Raw genomic sequence first — 18391 nt, forward strand, 5'->3', positions numbered from 1 at the left:
TAGCGCGCCGGCACATGCCTTGTCCCAGCTCGATTTGGCCCGTGCGCGGGGAACGGCTCGGGCTTTGCCGGCGTATCCGCTAAACTGTCGGGCCTTGATTGCCGGACCGTGCCGCACAGAGCGGGGCCGAGTGGGCAGGAAGGCCATTGGCAGGTACTGGACCGGAATGGACTGGTTCGGCATGGACTGGATCGGCATGAGCCGGAGTGGGTCGTCAGAGTGAGTCGTCAACCGTGAGTCGTCGCCGTCGCAAAAACCGCTACATGGCGTTGAAAACCTGGACATCGCTGCAGCTGATCCGGCTGACGGCGGCGCTGTCGCTGGCCGGTGCCCAGCGCGTCGGCCGTGCCATTGGCTGGCTGCTGTATCACACCAACAACACCAACCGGCGGGTCGCCCGCATCAATATCGCCCGCTGCCTGCCGGAGCTGAGCGCGGACCAACAAGAGCAGCTGGTGCGCAACTGCCTGCGCAATCTCGGCATGGTCTCGATGGAAGGCGGTGTGGCTTGGCTGTGGCCGATTGAGCGGGTACGGGCGCTGATCGTTGAAGTGACCGGTGAGCAGCTCTTTCACGACGCCGTCGCGCGCGGCAAAGGGCTCATCATCGCCGGTCCGCACATGGGCAACTGGGAAGTGATGGCAACCTGGATCGCCGCCCGCACCCAGATGACCGGGCTGTACCGACCGCCGAAAATGCCGGCGCTTGATGACGTGATCACCAAAAGCCGCGAACGGCTGCCGGTGTCCATGGTGCCGGCCGATCAAAGTGGCGTGAAACAGCTGCTGAAAGAGCTGAAAGCCGGTCGCTGCATTTACGCGCTCAGCGATCACGAGCCGAGCAAAGGTGTTGGCGTGTTTGCGCCGTTCTTTGACCAGACCGCCTACACCGGCAACCTGGTGCCAAAACTGGCCCAGCGCACCGGCGCCACCGTGCTGATCACCTGCGCAGAACGCCTGCCGAATGCCGCCGGTTTCCGGCTGCACTTCCGGCCCGGCCCGGACGTGCCCGCCGATGCTGACGACATCACCAGCGCCACCGCGCTGAACGCTGCACTGGCCAATCTGATCCGCGAATTTCCGGAGCAGTTTCTGTGGAATTACAAACGCTTCCGGACCCGACCGGACGGCGAGCCGCGACCTTATTGAATCGGCCTGAACTGAATCAAACCGAATCGCGCCGCGTTCACCGCACCGGATCCTATCACCTCACAGCAAGCCGGATACTCGCACTTGAACAGTTCACAACCGAACGCCGCGCCCGACTCGCCGCGAATGCCGCGCCTGTTCCTGATTGGCGTGGTGTACGCCGGCATCAGCGTGCTGCTCGGCAGCATGGGCGCGCACGCGCTGAAAGCCGTTCTCAGTCAGTACAACACCGCCGAAGTGTTTGAAATCGGTCATGACTATCTGGCCTACCACGGTCTGGCGCTGATGCTGATTGCGCTGGCCGAACAGCGCTGGTCACAACTGCAGGCCGAACGCGCCGGCTCCTTGATTGCCATCGGCGCCGCGGTGTTCAGCTCGTCACTGTTTCTGTTCAGCATCACCGATTTGAAGTGGCTGACGCATTTCGCGCCACTCGGTGGCGGCCTGATGATTGTCGGCTGGCTGTGGCTGGCATGGCGGGCGTTTCATAGCGTGCGTTAAATTTTCATCCCCACCCCTCGCCTGCAAAGGGGGGATTGGGCTTGCCCGATAGGATGATGGCTACTACAGCTTTGTCGCTTGCGAGCCCTGCTAGCGGCAATTTGCAAGACCGCCATCAAGAAAAGACTTGATGGGCTCTGACATCTCCATTCACCCGTTTATTTTCTTAATTTTGTGGACAGAAGGAGTGAATGGCAATCATGAAAAGAACTGGCAAATGGCCACTCACGAGGCACATGGCGGCGATTCCGGGAATGACGCTTGTGTTAGGTCTTTTCTGTTACATAGGTGTTGCTGCGCAAGCTTCAGATGTTGGTTGTCATGAACAATTCGCCGCCCTGAAGCAATTAAAGGAAGAGCGGGAGGCGAAAGGGATTTATCGACTTGAAGATCTGGTCAGGTTGCGCGATATGGGGGAGGCCATGGCTGGCTGCACGTTCGAGCAGGCACGACAGACCGAGCTCGCATTGACGATGGCCGACACTTACTCTTGGCTTGCGCACTCAGGCGATCTCTTTCAGCAGTCACCAGATGATTTCAGGGAGCTCAGTCTTGGTTATATGCGCAAGTTTAATCAGCAAATGCAAAAATTATTCGAGCAGCAACCTGACGACTTGGCAGTCGCTCGGCGCTATATCGACTCGCTCGGATCTTCACTGGAATTTTATCCAGAAGGAAGTTTCGTTAGTAGCTCTGCCAAGCAAGAAAAGCTAAAGCTGCTGAGAAGCTATCGGGCCAAGTATAAAAACAATGAATGGTTTATGGTTCAGCTAGCCTTGGAATTGACGAATTCAAGAGCAACGGAAGCCGACATTCGTGAATCAACCGATATTAAAGTGGAGTGGATATCAAGACTGCGAGATCCCATCCGGGCGTTTCGCATGCTTCCGTTCACCGCTAGCGAGTTTACTCGCAAGAGATGCTGGTTAAAAGATGCTTCGGTAGTTCAGTCAGCCATTGCATTGCTTTCGGAAAACGTCTCCGATGGTGGCGAGTACATTGAAGTACAGGAGGAAGAATTTCAGCGGCGAATGGATGTCGACAGCTTTCTTGATATTTCGAAATTGGAAGGGTTTGAGCGTGAAGAAGAGCGCAAAGCTCTCCGCACCAGACTTTCCGAAAGTCTGCCATCCGTATTAAAAGCGTTGCGAGATTTTGAATGCAAGAAACAGCTTTGAAGTTTGTTTTTTACGTTGGCGGATCTGAATGCTGCATAGGCGACACACAGAAAAATCCGAGCTCTGGTAATCACTCAAATGAAAGTTTGTAAGACTTGTCCATGAGTTTTTGACCATGCGAGTTTTGCTGGCAGCTGGGCGGGATTAGGCGGGACAGGTCACCCTAATCCTTCTGTGAAGATGCATGTTTTGATTTGAGTAACGTGCCAAAAGCGGACAAGTACGATTGGCAAAAAGAGAAAGGCTATTCCAAACCGAATTGCCAGTGGCACTGCCTCAATGCCAACAAAGGCAAACCAGACGCCGAATCCGAGGGAAAAGACCGCCGCGGCAAAACAAAGCAACATAGCCAACCACTCGCTGAACTTTCCTCCCGGTGCCAACGCGGCACCGAGCATTCCACCGATGATGTCGTCGACCATGGGAACACTCAGCTGCCAAACATCGTCTCAACACTAAACAAGCGCTCAATCGCCGCAACATGTTTCTTGTCACTCAGAAACAAAATCACGTGATCGTTTTCCTGAATGATGATGTTGTCGTGGGCGATGATGACTTCTTCGTCGCGGACAATCGCGCCAATGGCGCAGCCTTCCGGCAGTGGCACATTGCCGATCGGTCGGCCGACCACTTTCGAGGAGCGCTCATCGCCGAGCGCAGTGGTTTCAATCGCTTCGGCGGCGCCGCGACGCAGACTGTGCACCTGGCTGACCTGACCGCGGCGAATATGGGTCAGCAGCGCCGAGATGGTCACCTGCTCGGGTGAAATGGCGACGTCGATATCACGGCCCTGGACGATATCGACATACGAGGCCTGGTTGATCAGCGCCAGCGTTTTGCCGGCGCCGAGTCGTTTCGCCAGCATGGCCGACATGATGTTGGCCTGATCGGAATTGGTCACCGCGATGAACGCGTCGGCCATTTCGATGTTCCAGTCTTTCAGCCGCTGCTCGTCGGTGCCGTCACCCTGCAGCACGATGGCGTTCTTCAACCGTTCGGAAATCAGTTGCGCGCGGCGCGGATTGCGTTCGATGATTTTGACTTCGGCGTCGTATTGCAGTGCTTCAGCGAGGCCGAGGCCGATATGGCCGCCACCGGCGATCAGAATGCGCTCGTAGGGCCGTTCCAGTTTTTGCAGCTCGCCGATGATCGCCTGAATGTGATTGCTGGCAGCTAGGAAGAACACTTCATCGTCGGCTTCAATGATGGTGGCGCCGGTCGGCCGGATCGGTTTGCCGCGACGGAAAATGGCCGCGACGCGGGCATCGACCTTTGGCATGTGCTGGCGCAATGCGGCAATCGCACTGCCGACCAGCGGGCCGCCGTAATAGGCGCGCACCGCCACCAGTCGCACTTTGCCGCCGGCGAAATCCAGTACCTGCAAAGCGCCCGGATATTCAATCAGACCCATGATGCTTTGGGTCACCAGCTGCTCCGGTGAAATCAGCACATCGATGGCAAAGCCGCCCTTGCCTTCGCGGCTGTCTTCCTTGCTGTCGGCGTCGCCAAACAATTCGGTTTCGTAGGCGCTGTACTCGGGCGCGCGCACGCGGGCGATTTTCAGCGGTGTCTTGAACAGGCTGTCTGCGATCTGGCAGGCGACCATATTGGTTTCGTCGGAATTGGTCACCGCAATCAGCAAATCGGCGTTGTCGGCGCCAGCACTCTGCAACACGTTCGGATGAGCGGCGTTGCCGTGCACGGTGCGCAGATCAAGATGCTCGCTGATGTCTTTCAAGCGCAGATCGTCGTTATCGACCAGCGTGATGTCATTGTTCTCGCGGGCAAGATGCATGGCCAGTGTGCTGCCGACCTGTCCTGCGCCCAAAATCAGAATCCGCATGCCTGCTTCCTTGTTGTCTGTCGGTCGCGGTGCTGCCTGTGTCGAAGTTGCTCAGTGCTTGCCAAGTCTCAACGCTTGCCGAGTAGAGCGTAATAAAAGCCATCCATCTGCGCCTCACCGGTGCGAATGACGCGATCGGCGCGGTCACCGGCGTGACCGGGCAATGGCAGCAATTCGGCATCGGTTTGCCCGGCCAGAAAGGCGGCGATGACCTCGGCATTTTCCGCCGGCAAACTGGAGCAGGTGGCGTAGAGCAATTTACCGCCACGGGCCAGCGTTGGCCACAGCGCCTGCAACAGCTTCAGCTGCTGCGCGGCCAGCACCGGAATGTCACGCTCACGGCGCAACCATTTGATATCGGGATGACGGCGGATCACGCCGGTGCCAGAACACGGCGCGTCGAGCAGAATGCGATCGAATGGCTGTTGGTTCCACCAGCTGGCGGGTTCGCCGGCGTCGGCCATTTTCAGCTCGGCCTGCAGCTGCAGCCGGGCCAGCGTTTCCCGGACCCGTTCCAGCCGGTTGATGTCATTGTCGATGGCGAGCAGTTCGGCGGTCGGTGTGCGTTCCAGCAGATGCGCGGTTTTGCCGCCGGGCGCGCAACAGGCGTCGAGCACGCGCATGCCGGGCTGGACGTCGAGATAATCGGCCGCCAGTTGCGCTGCCGCATCCTGCACCGAGACCGCGCCGTCGGCAAAGCCGGGCAGCTGATTGACGTCCATGGGCGTTTGCAGCACCAGCGCGTCGCGCGCTTCTGGATGCGCGGTGCTGACAATATCGAGCGCAGTCAACAGCGCCTGATAATCGGTGAGCTTGCCGCGCCGGGAATTGACCCGCAGCGTCATCGGCGCAGGCGCATTGTTGGCCGCCAGTAGTTGCTCGGTGTCGCGACCGTAAGCGCGTTTGAATGCGCTGACCAACCATTCCGGATGCGAATGCTGCACGCCCCAATCGCTGTCGATTTGCGCCAGCAACGTTTCGCCTTTGCGTTGATAGCTGCGCAACACCGCATTGACCAGACCGCGAGCCCGGTCTTCATTGATGTCACTGACGGCGTTGACGGTATCGGCAACTGCGGCATGCGCAGGGATGCGGGTATACATCAGCTGATACAGACCAACGACCAACAGATTGGCGAGTTTGCCTTGCGGATTTTGCAACGCCTGACTGAGCAGGCGATCGCGCACGGCGGCGAGCCGGCGAAAGTGGCGCAAACTGCCGTACACCAGTTCTTTCAGCAGCGCCCGATCACGGCTATCGGAAAACGCTTGCGCCGCCGGCGTCAGCATTTCATTGAGTGAGCGGCCGTCTTTCAGCACAGCCGTCACCAGTTCGGTCGCGTGGGCGCGAAGGTTCATCAAAGACTCCGTTGCTCGTGTGCAGGCTTCTCGTGCGCAGATTGCGCGCTGGTCGGCGACGCAAACTGGTTGCCGACCGCCAGTTGTTTGGCGCGCGCATTCAGCACGTCGCGCACCGGCAGCCGTTTGCCACCGGGCCATTGCAGTTCAGTGATCGCAAGCACGCCATCACCGCAGGTCACCAGCAAGGCATCGCTCTGATGCTCGATGATGGTGCCGGCCGCGGCCGCACTCTTTTTGCGATCAGACAGCTGCGAGAACCAGATCCGCAGGGTATCGCTGCCGAGCTGCGTTTGCGCCACTGGCCAGGGATTGAACGCACGGATCTGGCGATCGATTTGCGCGGCCGACTGCGACCAGTCGATCAGCGCTTCGGCCTTGTCCAGTTTTTTCGCGTAGGTGGCCAGCGCATCATTCTGTTGTTGCCCGGAGCATTCGCCGCGCAGCAAGTGTGGCAAATGCGTCACCAGCAATTCCGCGCCAAGCTGGGCCAGTCGATCGTGCAGGCTGCCGCCGGTATCGTCGGCGCGAATTGGCGTGCGCGCCGACGCCAGCACCGGGCCGGTATCCAGCCCGGCTCCCATGCGCATCAGATCGACGCCGGTTTCATTGTCACCGGCCAGCAGCGCGCGTTGAATGGGTGCTGCACCGCGCCAGCGCGGCAATATCGAACCGTGAACATTGACGCAGCCCAGTGTTGGAATGTCGAGCACGGCTTGCGGCAACAGCAAGCCGTAGGCCACCACGATCAACAAATCCGGTTGATAGGCGCGCAGCCGTTGTTGCGCATCATCGGCTTTCAAACTGAGCGGTTGCTCGACCGCAATGCCGTGCGCCAGCGCCAGTTGCTTGACCGCCGACATCTGCAATTGCTGGCCGCGACCGGCCGGCCGATCCGGTTGGCTGTAAACCGCCACCGGCTGGATGCCGGCGTGCAGCAGCGCAGCGAGATGGCTGGCGGCAAATTCCGGCGTGCCGGCAAAAACGATTCGGGCAGTAGTCACGGTGGCTTGATTGGCTGTGGTCAAGTTGATTGGATCGGCTCAGGTAAAACGGGTTGCGCCATTGCAGCATGGCAGCGCCATCATGACGGTGCCGTGCCGGTCTGCCAAAAAACAACCGGCGCTCTTGGCGCCGGTTGTGATGCAGCAAATCAGGCGTCAGCGTCTTGCGCTTCGCGCCGGTGTTTCTTTTCCAGTTGCTTGCGGATGCGCTCGCGTTTCAGCGGCGACAAATAATCAACAAACAACTTGCCTTCGATGTGGTCGAGCTCGTGCTGGATGCAAACCGCCAGCAAGTCGCCGGTATCGATTTCAAACGGCTGGCCATGCCGGTCGAGCGCGCTGATTTTGATCTCGTTGGCGCGCTGGACCTTGGCATAGACGCCCGGGAATGACAGGCAGCCTTCTTCCATCTCTTCAACGCCGCGCTTTTCCAGCACCTTGGGGTTGATGAGGACGATCGGCTGGTTGTTCTCTTCCGAGACGTCGATGACGATCAGCTGCTTGTGGATATCGACCTGAGCGGCAGCCAGACCAATGCCCGGAGCCGCATACATGGTCTCCAGCATGTCGTCGATCTGCTGCTGCAGCGCCGGGCCGAAGTCGGTAACCGGCTTGGCTTGGGTCCGCAGCCGCGGATCCGGATATTCAAGAATTTCTAACTTGGCCATGGGAAAGGGTGAACAACTTCTAGTAAGCTGCGAAAAACGCCTGCTAAGATTAGGGCCCAGCTCAAGTTTTTCCAGTCCGGCGAGCTGCCGACTGGGCGAACCGCTAAGCTCCGGTGATCATACTGGAAAGCACCTCCGGCCGCGACCGCCCGGGGTGCCACGCTGCAGAAGGATAGAAGCCATGAACAAGATCGTGGTCGGTCTCGCCGCCTTCACCCTGAGTGCTGCCAGCAGCCTGGCCCTGGCGCTCGAGCTGGCGCCCAACCCGCCGGAAGTCTATGTGGTGGTCAAGGGCGACACCCTCTGGGACATTTCCTCGCGCTATTTGAGCGATCCCTGGTCCTGGCCGGAAATCTGGCAGGCCAACCCGCAGATTGAAAACCCGCACCTGATTTATCCCGGCGACGTGCTGAGCCTAGTCTATGTCGACGGCAAGCCGCGCGTGCAGCGCACTGCCGGCCCCGGCACCGCGATGCCGAGCAGCGGCAACAGCGATGTCATCGAAACCCGCATGGCTGACGGCACCACCCGCCTGTCACCGCGTGCCCGGGTGCTGTCGGAAGGCGACGCCATCCCGACCCTGCCGCTGGAACTGATTGCACCGTTCCTGACCGATGCCCGCGTGATCGACGACGAATCGCTGAAAAACGCCGCCTATGTGCTGGCCAATGACAGCGAACACGTGGTCGGTGGTCAGGGCAACAATGTCTACGTCCGTGGCGTCAACACCGGCCTGGAAGAAAAGAGCTACACCATTTTCCGTCCGGGTGCGGCCTATATAGACCCGGTTACCGAAGAGACGCTGGGCTTTGAAGCCATTCATGTCGCCGATGCCGCGATGATCCGCGAAGGCGACCCGGCCACGTTCCAGCTTCGCAAATCGCCGCAGGAAGTGCGCGCCGGTGACCGCGCGCTGCCGGTCGAGAAGAGCTATCTGGCGCCGAATTTCTTCCCGACGCCGGCGCCGGAGACCCTGCAGCCGCAGATTATCTCGGTGTACGGCGGCGTCACCCAGATTGGCCAGTACAACATCGTGGTGCTGAACAAAGGCGCCCGCGAAGGCGTCAAGAATGGCCACACCTTCACGGTCTGGGCCGCTGGCAAGTTCATCAAGGACGATATCGGTGCCGATCGCGCCCAGTCCGACGAGAACAAGAGCTTTTTCAGCAAGGTGAAAGACTTCTTCTCCGGCGGTCCCGGCAGTCAGGCAGTCAAGCTGCCGGATGAAACCGCCGGTCACCTGATGGTGTTCCGCACCTTCGACAAGGTCAGTCTGGCGCTGGTGATGGATGCCAGCCGCGCCATCCACGTCGGTGACATTGCCAAGACACCGAATTGATCTGTTTTAGCCAGTAAGTGATGGCTCACTGCAGCTACTGAAATCAAGGGCGGGGTTCGACAGAGCACCGCCCTTTTTCTTGCTGTGGCCATGGTCGTCACAGGCGCCGCGATAGGCACCGGGGCGACTGCGGCCCTTGTCCGCTTCGGCTTGACCAGACGCGGCCAGCCGCCCGAAGATGCTCTGCCGCTGAGTACGCGTGAAAATCACCTAGGAGCACGGACGCCATGACTGCAGTAACCACGGATCGGTTACAGCTTTGGCTGGAGCTGGCATTGCTGGCCCAGTACGACGGTAAAATTTTTCAATCGGCTCACGGCCTGCCTGACGAGCCCTTTGCCCTGCGCAACCGGCTGCCGGCGCTAACTGCCGAGCTCGCCGCCCGGGTCGATGCCGCGCTGGCCTGGCAAACCGCCGAACGCCATCTGATTTGCCCCGACGATCCCCGCTACCCGGCGCTGCTGCGCGATCTGCCGGACCCGCCGCTGCTGCTCTATGTGCTCGGCAACGCCGAGCTGCTGGCCGACCCGCAGCTCGCCATCGTCGGCTCCCGCAACCCGACCCCGCCCGGTCGCGACAATGCCGTCGCCTTTGCCAAGGCGCTGGCCGAGTCAGGGCTCACTATCACCTCTGGCCTTGCACTGGGCATCGATGCCGCCGCCCACGAAGGCGCCCTGCTCGGCAAGGGTCCGACCATCGCAGTCGCTGGCACCGGTGTTGACCGGGTCTATCCGGCCTCGCACCGCGAGCTGGCCCACCGCATCGTCGCCGGTGGTGGCGCCCTGATTTCCGAATTCGCGCTCGGCACCCCGCCGCTCAAGCACCAGTTTCCGCAGCGCAACCGGATCATCTCGGGGCTGTCGCTCGGCACGCTGGTGGTCGAGGCGGCGCTGTCGTCCGGCAGCCTGATCACCGCGCGTCAGGCGCTGGAACAGGGCCGCGAGGTTTTTGCCATCCCCGGTTCCATCCACAACCCGATGGCCAAGGGCTGTCACCAGCTGATCCGGCAAGGCGCCAAGCTGGTCGAAACGGCGAAGGATGTTTTGGAAGAACTCGGCGCGCTGATTCCGCTGACGCTGACGTCGCCCACCAGCGCTGGCGCCGAAGCCGCCAGCACCGTCAATCCCATTGACCGTGATGGCCTCGATGCCGAACAACTGCAGCTACTGGCCGAAATGGGCTTTGATCCGGTCAGCCCCGACGAGCTGATCGCCCGCACCGGTTTCGGTGCCGACGTGGTCGCCGGCATGCTGCTGACGCTGGAGCTGAACAACGTGATTGCCGCCGTGCCCGGCGGTTATCTGCGCCGACGCTGAGCTCGGCCAAAAACGCAGCCCGGACCGCAGTCCAGCCGCAGATCTGCCGAAGCTTGTGCCAGAATATGCACCTTTCCTGTGGTAGTCCGGCGGCGGGGTCTGGTTTCCCCGCTTTTGTCATTTTGGGCGCAGCCGAGCGGCGACCACGCGACCGTAACGAGGCCATTCGATGCAAGTGCAGGTAGGCATCATCATGGGTTCCCAGAGCGACTGGGAGACGATGCAACACGCGGCGACCATGCTGGATCAGCTCGGCCTGGCGTATGAAGTGCGCGTGGTGTCAGCGCACCGGACCCCGGACCTCTTGTTCGAATACGCCGAAGCTGCGCAAGCTCGCGGCCTGAAAGTGATCATCGCCGGCGCCGGTGGCGCCGCGCATCTGCCGGGCATGTGCGCGGCCAAGACGGTGCTTCCGGTGCTCGGCGTGCCGGTCGAGTCGAAAGCGCTCAGCGGCGTCGATTCGCTGTATTCCATTGTCCAGATGCCGACCGGCATCGCGGTCGGTACGCTCGCCATCGGCAAGGCTGGTGCCGGCAATGCCGGTTTGCTGGCAGCGCAGATTATCGGTGCCTTCGAGCCGGCGGTGCAGGCGCGGGTCGATGCCTTCCGCAAGGCGCAGACCGAACGGGTGCTGGCCAATCCGGACCCGCGTGCGGCCAAGCCCTGAGTCGGTGCCGCGCGCCATTCGGCCGCTTGTGACGGATTTCAAAACGAGGCGTTCTTGATGAAAGTGGGTGTACTGGGCGCCGGCCAGTTGGGCCGGATGTTGGCATTGGCGGGCACGCCGCTCGGCATACGCTGCGCATTTTACGACGGCGATTTGACCGCGCCGGCCGCCCACCTCGGCCAGAATTTTGATCAGCGTGATCCGGCCGCGCTCGATGCCTTTCTGGCGGCCGTCGATGTGGTCACCTACGAAAGCGAAAACATTTCGATCGATCTGGCCGAATACGTTGCCGCGCGCAAGCCGCTGTATCCCGGTCCGGGTTCGCTGCGCATCTCGCAGCACCGGCTGAAAGAAAAAACGCTGTGTAACGAGCTTGGCATTCCGACGCCGGCGTTTCGCGCCATTCACTCGCTCGATGACCTAAAAAACGCCGCGACCGAACTCGGTCTGCCGGCCGTGCTGAAAACCACCACCATGGGTTACGACGGCAAAGGTCAGGCGGTGCTGCGCAGCGCCGCTGATGTCGACACCGCCTGGGCCGCGCTCGGCAAACAAGCGCCGCTGATCCTCGAAGCGTTTGTCGATTACACCCGCGAACTGTCGCTGCTGGCGGCGCGCAACGCCGCTGGCGAAGCGGTGTTCTATCCGCTGACCGAAAATTGGCATTACCAGGGCATTCTGCGTTACTCGATTGCACCGGCGGAAAATGTTCCGGCGGCGTTGCAGCAAACTGCCGAAGACTACATGAACCGGCTGCTCAAGCAGCTCAATCACGTTGGCATGCTGACGGTGGAATTGTTCGAAACCCGAGACGGTCGCTTGCTGGTCAACGAGATGGCGCCGCGCGTGCACAACAGTGGTCACTGGACCATCGAAGGCGCCGAAACCAGCCAATTTGAAAACCATCTGCGCGCCATTTTGGGCAAGCCGCTCGGCTCGACCGAAGCGCGGCAACCGTCGGCGATGGTCAACATCATCGGCGAGCATGGCGATGTCGATGCCGTGCTGCGGCAACCGGGCGCGCATCTGCACCTGTACGACAAGGATGAGCGGCCGGCGCGCAAACTGGGCCACATCAATCTGCACTGCCACCATCATGTCGAACTGCACGACAAGATCCGCGCGCTGCGTGATTGGCTACCGGCCGATGCCCCGATTCTGAAAGCGTAACGCGGTTTCAAAAACTGGGTTCTGTTTCGCCAAATCGAAGCGGATTCGATCAGGTGAAACCGTTTCGACAAAAGGATGGCATTGCCGATGGCGCAAAAAACCTCGGTGCCGGCCTGGCGCCAGCAACCACTGCGGGAAGTGCTGGCCTGTGACGGCGTCATCGCTTACCCAACCGAAGGGGTTTGGGGTCTAGGTTGTTCACCGGATTGTCTCGAAGCCGTTGAACGCATTCTGCAGCTCAAGCGGCGACCGCCCCACAAAGGCCTGATCCTCGTCGCCGCCGAACCCGAACAACTGTCGCCGTGGATCGATTGGGGCGCACTGCCGCTGGATCGGTTGACCGAGATCCTCGGCACCTGGCCCGGCCCGATCACCTGGGTGCTGCCCACCTTCCCGCATGTCTCGCCACTGCTGCGCGGCAAGTTCGATACCCTTGCCGTGCGCGTCTCGGCGCATCCGGTTGTGCGCGAACTCTGTTTGCGCCACGGCCCGTTGGTTTCCACATCTGCCAATCACGCCGGGCGCCGCGCCGCCAAGACCGAACTGCAAGTGCGGCAATGGTTCAACGGTGAAATCGATGCGGTGATTCCGGGCAAGCTCGGCGGCCGCAAAGGGCCTTCGGAAATTCGGGATGGGCTGACGGGTGAGAGCTTTCGGATTTAAGCAACGCCAAAAAGGATATATATGCGTCTCGTGATTATTGTCTTGCTTGTTCTGGTCTCCAACGAAATCGGCGCACTGGACTTCAAACCCTTTCCGAGCGCAAACATTTCTGTTGACCAGTGGCAAGATTATCGTAACAAGGTCGTGGAAACTTGTGGCGAACCACAACAAATCGTTGCTGAGCAGAAATTAGAGAAATTTCAATGTGCTGAGTTGGGAGTGAATTTAGCATTTACGCAACAAGGTCATCCCGCCCATCCTGCTTGGATTGCTCGACAGCCAGTTCAGACTGGCGATGGCATTCATATTCGAACCATTGGATATTTCGCGGGCCTAGAGCCACCTTTTGCAGAGCTATTTAAGCAGTACCTTGAGCTCAATGAAAAAATAAAAAGCGACTTTGAGACCAAGAACACCGCTCAGTAGCGATCCCCGTAGGTGCGAAACAGGGTCTCGGCTTTGTACAAATGCACTTTATGCGTCCGAAACGCTGCGCGGTTCGGACCTATCTCAAATTAAACGTAGGGTGCAATTTATTGCACCGGTTTAAAACAACTGTGGTGCAACAAGTTGCACCCTACAAAATACCGGAGCATCGCTGTGGCGACGCAACATACTGAACAAGTCAAAGCGTTCCTGCTCAATCTGCAGGATCGGATCTGCGCCGGGCTGTCGGCGATCGACGGCAATGTCTTTGCAACGGACGAATGGCAGCGGCCGGAAGGCGGTGGTGGTCGCGCCCGGATTTTGGAAAACGGCGCTGTGTTTGAAAAAGGCGGGGTGATGTTTTCCCATGTCATGGGGGACACGCTGCCGCCGTCGGCGACCGCATCGCGGCCGGAACTGGCCGGCGCCAAATGGCAGGCGATGGGTGTCAGTCTGGTGATCCATCCGCGCAATCCCTATGTGCCGACCTCGCATGCCAACGTGCGCTTTTTCATTGCCGAACGGCCGGGGGCGGAACCGGTCTGGTGGTTTGGTGGCGGTTTTGATCTGACGCCGTTTTACGGGTTTGACGACGACTGCCGGCACTGGCACCAGACTGCCGCTGACGCACTGGCACCCTTTGGCAGTGAGCTTTACCCCGCCTACAAGAAATGGTGCGACGAGTATTTCTTTTTGAAGCACCGCAACGAACCACGCGGCATCGGCGGTTTGTTTTTTGACGACTTGCACGAAGGCGGTTTCGAGCGCTGCTTCGGCATCATGCAGGCGGTCGGCAATGGCTATCTGCAGGCTTATGCGCCGATTGTCGAAAAGCGCAAAGACACGCCGTATGGCGAGCGCGAGCGCGAGTTTCAGCTGTACCGGCGCGGCCGCTATGTCGAATTCAATCTGGTGTTCGATCGCGGCACCTTGTTCGGCCTGCAGAGCGGCGGCCGCACCGAATCGATTCTGGTCAGCCTGCCGCCGCTATGTGGCTGGAAATATGCGTACACGCCCCAACCCGGCACGCCGGAAGCGCGTCTGTATGAGCATTACCTGAAACCGCAGGACTGGTTGCCGGCATGAGCGATACCCAGCAGGTGGACAAACCGTGGTGGAAAGATCATTCGTGGATAGCCGCGCTCGGCGCCGTATTGCTCGGCGTGTCGGGCGTTTCGGTGTCGCTGTACCAGGCCAAGCTGATGCACGAACAGCAGCGGATGAGTGCCTGGCCTTACCTCACGGTCATCAACGACAACAGTGATCTGGCCGGCAAGGGCCTGTCGCGGATCGTGATCGCCAATGATGGCGTCGGTCCGGCGCTCATCCGGCACGTCAGCCTGTGGCTCGATGGCAAACCGCTGCCGAGCTGGCATGCCATGTTCCAGCAGTTCAAGCCCGGCCGCCAGGACGACATCCCCTACTCAACGGTGCATAATCGGGTGTTGCCGTTCGGCAAGACCATTGATGCCATCGTGCTTGCCACGCCGGAAGACATCACCGCCCTGCGCGCCAATGCCAAGCGCATTCGTTTTGATCTCTGCTATTGCTCGGTCTACGACGACTGTTTCCTGCTGCAGTCCGGCGCCGAGGACATCACCACTGCCGTCGCCCAGTGCCCGGCCGCGACCGATCCGCCGTTTGTCAATTGAACCGGCCCGGCCGGAGCCGGAACCGGTAGCAAGGTCCGTCAGAAAACCCGTCAGAAGGCCCGTCAGCTTGCCGACGGCGTTGTCATGAACTGCGCGCCGGCTTGTCATGTTCCGGTCATCAAAGCGTCATAGCATCAAAGCCTGCGGCGAACAGGAGGCCTATAATCGGCCACCCATCCGTTTTGTCCGCTGGAGTTGTTCATGTCTGCGTTTCCTGGCCGTTATCCCCATCGTCGCTTGCGTCGCAACCGCGCCGCCGAGTTCAGCCGCCGGCTGGTGCGGGAAAACAGCCTCAGTGCCGACAACCTGATCTGGCCGGTGTTTGTCATTGAAGGTGAGCAGAAGCGCGAACCCATCGCCTCGATGCCCGGCGTCTGGCGGCTGACCGTCGATCAGCTGGTGCAGGAAGCGAAAGAAGCGTTTCGGCTCGGCGTTCCGGCCATCGCGCTGTTTCCGGTGGTCAGCGCCGACAAAAAATCGCTGCGCGCGGAAGAAAGTTTCAATCCGGACGGGCTCGCCCAGACCGCGGTGCGCGCGCTCAAATCGGCGCTGCCCGAGCTCGGTGTGATCACCGACGTGGCGCTGGACCCGTACACCACCCACGGTCAGGACGGCATCATCGACGGCGCCGGTTACGTCATCAACGACATCACCGTGCAGGCCTTGATCAAACAGGCGCTGTCACACGCCGAGGCCGGTGCCGATATCGTTGCGCCGTCCGACATGATGGATGGTCGCATCGGCGCGATACGCACGGCGCTGGAAGCGGCCGGTCATCACAACGTTCGCATTCTTGCCTACAGCGCCAAATATGCGTCCAGTTTTTACGGACCGTTCCGCGATGCAGTCGGCAGCGCCGGCAATCTCGGCAAGGGCAACAAAAACACCTATCAGATGGACCCGGCCAACGGCGATGAAGCGCTGCACGAAGTCGCGCTCGACATCGACGAAGGCGCCGACATGGTCATGGTCAAACCGGGCCTGCCGTATCTGGACATTGTCCGGCGAGTGAAAGACGAATTTGGCATGCCGACGTTTCTGTATCACGTCAGCGGCGAATACGCGATGGTGAAGGCAGCCGCAGAAAAAGGCTGGATTAACGAAAAGGCGATAGTGCTGGAATCGCTGCTGTCGGCGCGTCGCGCCGGCGCCGATGCGATTCTGACCTACTTCGCCAAGGATGTTGCGCGCTGGTTGCAGGAGTAGTCCTGCGCCGCTTGCCGCAGGGCCGGTGATTTCGCCGGCCCAGCAGCAAGCAACGGCAAACCGCGCGCCGAGGACGCAACGATGGCGCCAGAATTGAGCGTGGTTACGCCGATCAAACCGCAACCGAATCCGCAACCTAATTCGCAACATCCGGAACCGATAGCGTACCGGGATCTTGGCGATCCCGGGTTGTACCTGAATCGTGAACTGTCATTCCTGCAATTCAACTGGCGCGTGCTGCAACAGGCGCTGGATGAATCGCTGCCGCTGCTGGAGCGGTTGAAATTCATTTTCATCTGCTCCAGCAATCTCGATGAATTCTTTGAAGTGCGCGTGTCCGACATGGTGCGCCGGACCGAACTGCCCGGCTCGCATCGGGGCGCCGACGGCATGGCACCGCATGAAGTGCTCGAACGCATTGCCGATTTCACCCATCAGCTGGTTGACGAGCAGTACCGCATCTTCAATGACGTGCTGATGCCGGCGCTGGCCGACAGCAATATCCATTTCATCCGGCGCAAACAGTGGACAGAGGCGCAAGCGCACTGGATCAAGCGCTACTTTCATCACGAAGTGGTGCCGGTGATTTCACCAATCGGGCTCGACCTGGCTCATCCGTTCCCGCGCCTGGTCAACAAATCACTGCACTTCATCATTTCGCTGGAAGGCAAGGATGCCTTCGGCCGCGATTCCAGTTACGCGGTGATTCACATGCCACGCTCCTTGCCCCGTTTGATTCGCTTGCCCAACGAGCAGGCGCCGGGTGGCGACAGCTTTGTGTTCCTGTCATCGGTCATTCATGCGCACGCGGCGGAACTGTTTCCGGGCATGACCATCAAGGGCGTGTACCAGTTTCGCTTGACCCGCGACTCCGATCTGGATGTCGACGAAGAAGGCGTCGAGGATCTGGCCAACGCGCTGAAAAACGAATTGCTGTCGCGCCATTTTGGCACCGCCGTGCGGCTGGAAGTCAGCGACAAGTGTCCGGATCGCGTCGTCAAATTCCTGCTGCAGAAATGCAACCTGACCGAGCGCGAACTGTACCGGGTCAATGGTCCGGTCAACCTGAATCGCTTGATGACCATCACCAGTCTGGTCGAGCGGCCGGATCTCTGTTTCCGGCCCATGGTGCCGCGCATCGCGCCGGCGGTGCTGCAGCATCACAACCATCTGTTCGAGGCGATTGCCGAGCGCGACATTCTGTTGCATCACCCGTTTGAAAGTTTTGAAACAGTGGTCGAGTTCGTCCGTCAGGCCGCTGCCGACCCGGATGTGCTGGCGATCAAGCAGACGCTGTACCGCACCGGCAAAAATTCCGACATGGCGCGGGCGTTGATCGACGCCGCTCGCAATGGCAAGGAAGTGACCGCCGTGGTCGAGCTGCGCGCCCGCTTTGATGAACAGGACAATATCGATCTGGCGTCGCGGCTGCAGGAAGCCGGCGTGCTGGTGGTGTATGGCGTGGTCGGGCACAAGACCCACGCCAAGATGACGCTGGTGGTGCGGCGGGAAAAGCGCAAGCTGCGCCGCTATGTTCATCTCGGTACCGGCAACTATCACGCTGCCAATGCCAAACTCTACACCGATGTGTCGTTGCTGACCGCCGAGCCAGATCTGTGCGAAGACGTGCACAAGGTGTTCCAGCAACTGACCGGCATGGGCAAGACGCTGGAAATGAAACGCATCCTGCAGGCGCCGTTCACGCTGCAGAGCGAATTGCTGAAACTGATCGAACGCGAGGCCGATCATGCCCGCGCCGGCAAGCCGGCCAAGATTCTTGCCAAAATGAATTCGCTGACCGAAAGCTCGATGATCCGCGCGCTGTACGCGGCGTCACAGGCTGGCGTCAAGATTGAGTTGATCGTGCGCGGCGTCTGCTGCCTGAAACCGGGCGTGCCGGGTGTCAGTGACAATATCCGGGTGCGTTCCATCATCGGTCGCTTTCTCGAACACTCGCGGGTGTACTGGTTCCGCAACGGCCACCATGAACAGATCTACGCGTCCAGCGCCGACTGGATGGATCGCAATCTGCATCACCGGGTCGAGGTCTGTTTTCCCATTCTGGACAAGGCGCTGGCGCGTCGCCTCAAACACGAAACGCTGGTCAATTATCTGCAGGACAACAGCCAGGCCTGGTTGCTGCAGCACGATGGCAGCTACCGCAAAGCAAAACCGGGCAAGAAGCAGGCTTATCGCGCCCAACGGGCCTTGCTGCAGGCGCTGGCGGACGAAAGCTGAGCGCGCTCATCACG

The 18391-nt window shown here is 60.1% G+C and carries 18 protein-coding genes; 13 read left to right on the forward strand and 5 right to left on the reverse strand.

The features are described 5' to 3' along the window. Positions 1-233 precede the first annotated feature (233 nt). From HPT27_RS03430 to HPT27_RS03440, 3 genes are all read left to right on the forward strand, one after another. Positions 234-1148 (forward strand): lysophospholipid acyltransferase family protein, encoded by a 915-nt coding sequence (locus HPT27_RS03430; protein ID WP_172238975.1) that lies wholly within the window; start codon positions 234-236, stop codon positions 1146-1148. A gap of 84 nt (positions 1149-1232) precedes the next feature. Further along, positions 1233-1649 carry a DUF423 domain-containing protein gene (locus tag HPT27_RS03435; protein WP_172238978.1) on the forward strand — a complete coding sequence of 139 codons (417 nt, stop codon included), beginning with the start codon at positions 1233-1235 and terminating at the stop codon, positions 1647-1649. Positions 1650-1849: 200 nt separating this feature from the next. Then, positions 1850-2827: a hypothetical protein gene (locus tag HPT27_RS03440; RefSeq protein WP_172238981.1), complete on the forward strand. Its 978-nt coding sequence runs from the start codon at positions 1850-1852 to the stop codon at positions 2825-2827. A 158-nt stretch (positions 2828-2985) separates the two neighbouring features. Here HPT27_RS03440 and HPT27_RS03445 read toward each other — a convergent pair whose 3' ends face one another. The 5 genes from HPT27_RS03445 to def form a co-directional block, all read right to left on the reverse strand. Continuing rightward, a complete protein-coding gene (locus HPT27_RS03445; RefSeq protein ID WP_172238984.1) occupies positions 2986-3249 on the reverse strand; it encodes a hypothetical protein in 264 nt (87 codons plus the stop codon). An 8-nt stretch (positions 3250-3257) separates the two neighbouring features. Further along, the gene (gene trkA, locus HPT27_RS03450; protein WP_172238987.1) at positions 3258-4670 is read right to left on the reverse strand and encodes a Trk system potassium transporter TrkA; all 1413 of its coding nucleotides are present in this window, start codon (positions 4668-4670) and stop codon (positions 3258-3260) included. A gap of 68 nt (positions 4671-4738) precedes the next feature. Next, a complete protein-coding gene (gene rsmB / locus HPT27_RS03455; RefSeq protein ID WP_172238990.1) occupies positions 4739-6028 on the reverse strand; it encodes a 16S rRNA (cytosine(967)-C(5))-methyltransferase RsmB in 1290 nt (429 codons plus the stop codon). Then, positions 6028-7032, reverse strand: a complete 1005-nt coding sequence (gene fmt / locus HPT27_RS03460) for a methionyl-tRNA formyltransferase (protein ID WP_172238993.1) — start codon at positions 7030-7032, stop codon at positions 6028-6030. Before fmt ends, rsmB begins: the two co-directional genes overlap by 1 nt. Before the next feature lie 149 nt (positions 7033-7181). Next, positions 7182-7700 carry a peptide deformylase gene (gene def / locus HPT27_RS03465; RefSeq protein ID WP_172238996.1) on the reverse strand — a complete coding sequence of 173 codons (519 nt, stop codon included), beginning with the start codon at positions 7698-7700 and terminating at the stop codon, positions 7182-7184. A 181-nt stretch (positions 7701-7881) separates the two neighbouring features. Between def and HPT27_RS03470 the strand changes: the two genes are divergently transcribed. The 10 genes from HPT27_RS03470 (at position 7882) to ppk1 (ending at position 18377) form a co-directional block, all read left to right on the forward strand. Continuing rightward, positions 7882-9039 carry a LysM peptidoglycan-binding domain-containing protein gene (locus HPT27_RS03470; protein WP_172238999.1) on the forward strand — a complete coding sequence of 386 codons (1158 nt, stop codon included), beginning with the start codon at positions 7882-7884 and terminating at the stop codon, positions 9037-9039. A gap of 227 nt (positions 9040-9266) precedes the next feature. Continuing rightward, positions 9267-10355 carry a DNA-processing protein DprA gene (dprA, locus tag HPT27_RS03475; protein WP_172239002.1) on the forward strand — a complete coding sequence of 363 codons (1089 nt, stop codon included), beginning with the start codon at positions 9267-9269 and terminating at the stop codon, positions 10353-10355. Positions 10356-10524: 169 nt separating this feature from the next. After that, the gene (purE, locus tag HPT27_RS03480) at positions 10525-11022 is read left to right on the forward strand and encodes a 5-(carboxyamino)imidazole ribonucleotide mutase (RefSeq protein WP_172239005.1); all 498 of its coding nucleotides are present in this window, start codon (positions 10525-10527) and stop codon (positions 11020-11022) included. A gap of 57 nt (positions 11023-11079) precedes the next feature. Then, complete coding sequence (locus HPT27_RS03485) at positions 11080-12192, forward strand: 5-(carboxyamino)imidazole ribonucleotide synthase (RefSeq protein WP_172239008.1); 1113 nt, start codon at positions 11080-11082, stop codon at positions 12190-12192. 87 nt (positions 12193-12279) lie between these two features. Further along, on the forward strand, positions 12280-12855 hold the full coding sequence (locus HPT27_RS03490; RefSeq protein WP_172239011.1) for a Sua5/YciO/YrdC/YwlC family protein: 576 nt from the start codon (positions 12280-12282) through the stop codon (positions 12853-12855). Positions 12856-12876: 21 nt separating this feature from the next. Next, entirely contained in the window at positions 12877-13281 is a 405-nt protein-coding gene (locus tag HPT27_RS03495; protein ID WP_172239015.1) for a hypothetical protein, read from the forward strand. Between the two features lie 174 nt (positions 13282-13455). Next, entirely contained in the window at positions 13456-14367 is a 912-nt protein-coding gene (hemF, locus tag HPT27_RS03500) for an oxygen-dependent coproporphyrinogen oxidase (RefSeq protein WP_172239018.1), read from the forward strand. Beyond that, positions 14364-14933 (forward strand): hypothetical protein, encoded by a 570-nt coding sequence (locus HPT27_RS03505; protein WP_172239021.1) that lies wholly within the window; start codon positions 14364-14366, stop codon positions 14931-14933. Before hemF ends, HPT27_RS03505 begins: the two co-directional genes overlap by 4 nt. A gap of 201 nt (positions 14934-15134) precedes the next feature. After that, complete coding sequence (hemB, locus tag HPT27_RS03510) at positions 15135-16139, forward strand: porphobilinogen synthase (RefSeq protein ID WP_172239024.1); 1005 nt, start codon at positions 15135-15137, stop codon at positions 16137-16139. 81 nt (positions 16140-16220) lie between these two features. Next, a complete protein-coding gene (ppk1, locus tag HPT27_RS03515; protein ID WP_172239027.1) occupies positions 16221-18377 on the forward strand; it encodes a polyphosphate kinase 1 in 2157 nt (718 codons plus the stop codon). Positions 18378-18391 lie beyond the last annotated feature (14 nt).

The organism is Permianibacter fluminis (genome assembly GCF_013179735.1).
GTDB classification, from domain to species: Bacteria; Pseudomonadota; Gammaproteobacteria; order Enterobacterales; family Permianibacteraceae; genus Permianibacter; species Permianibacter fluminis.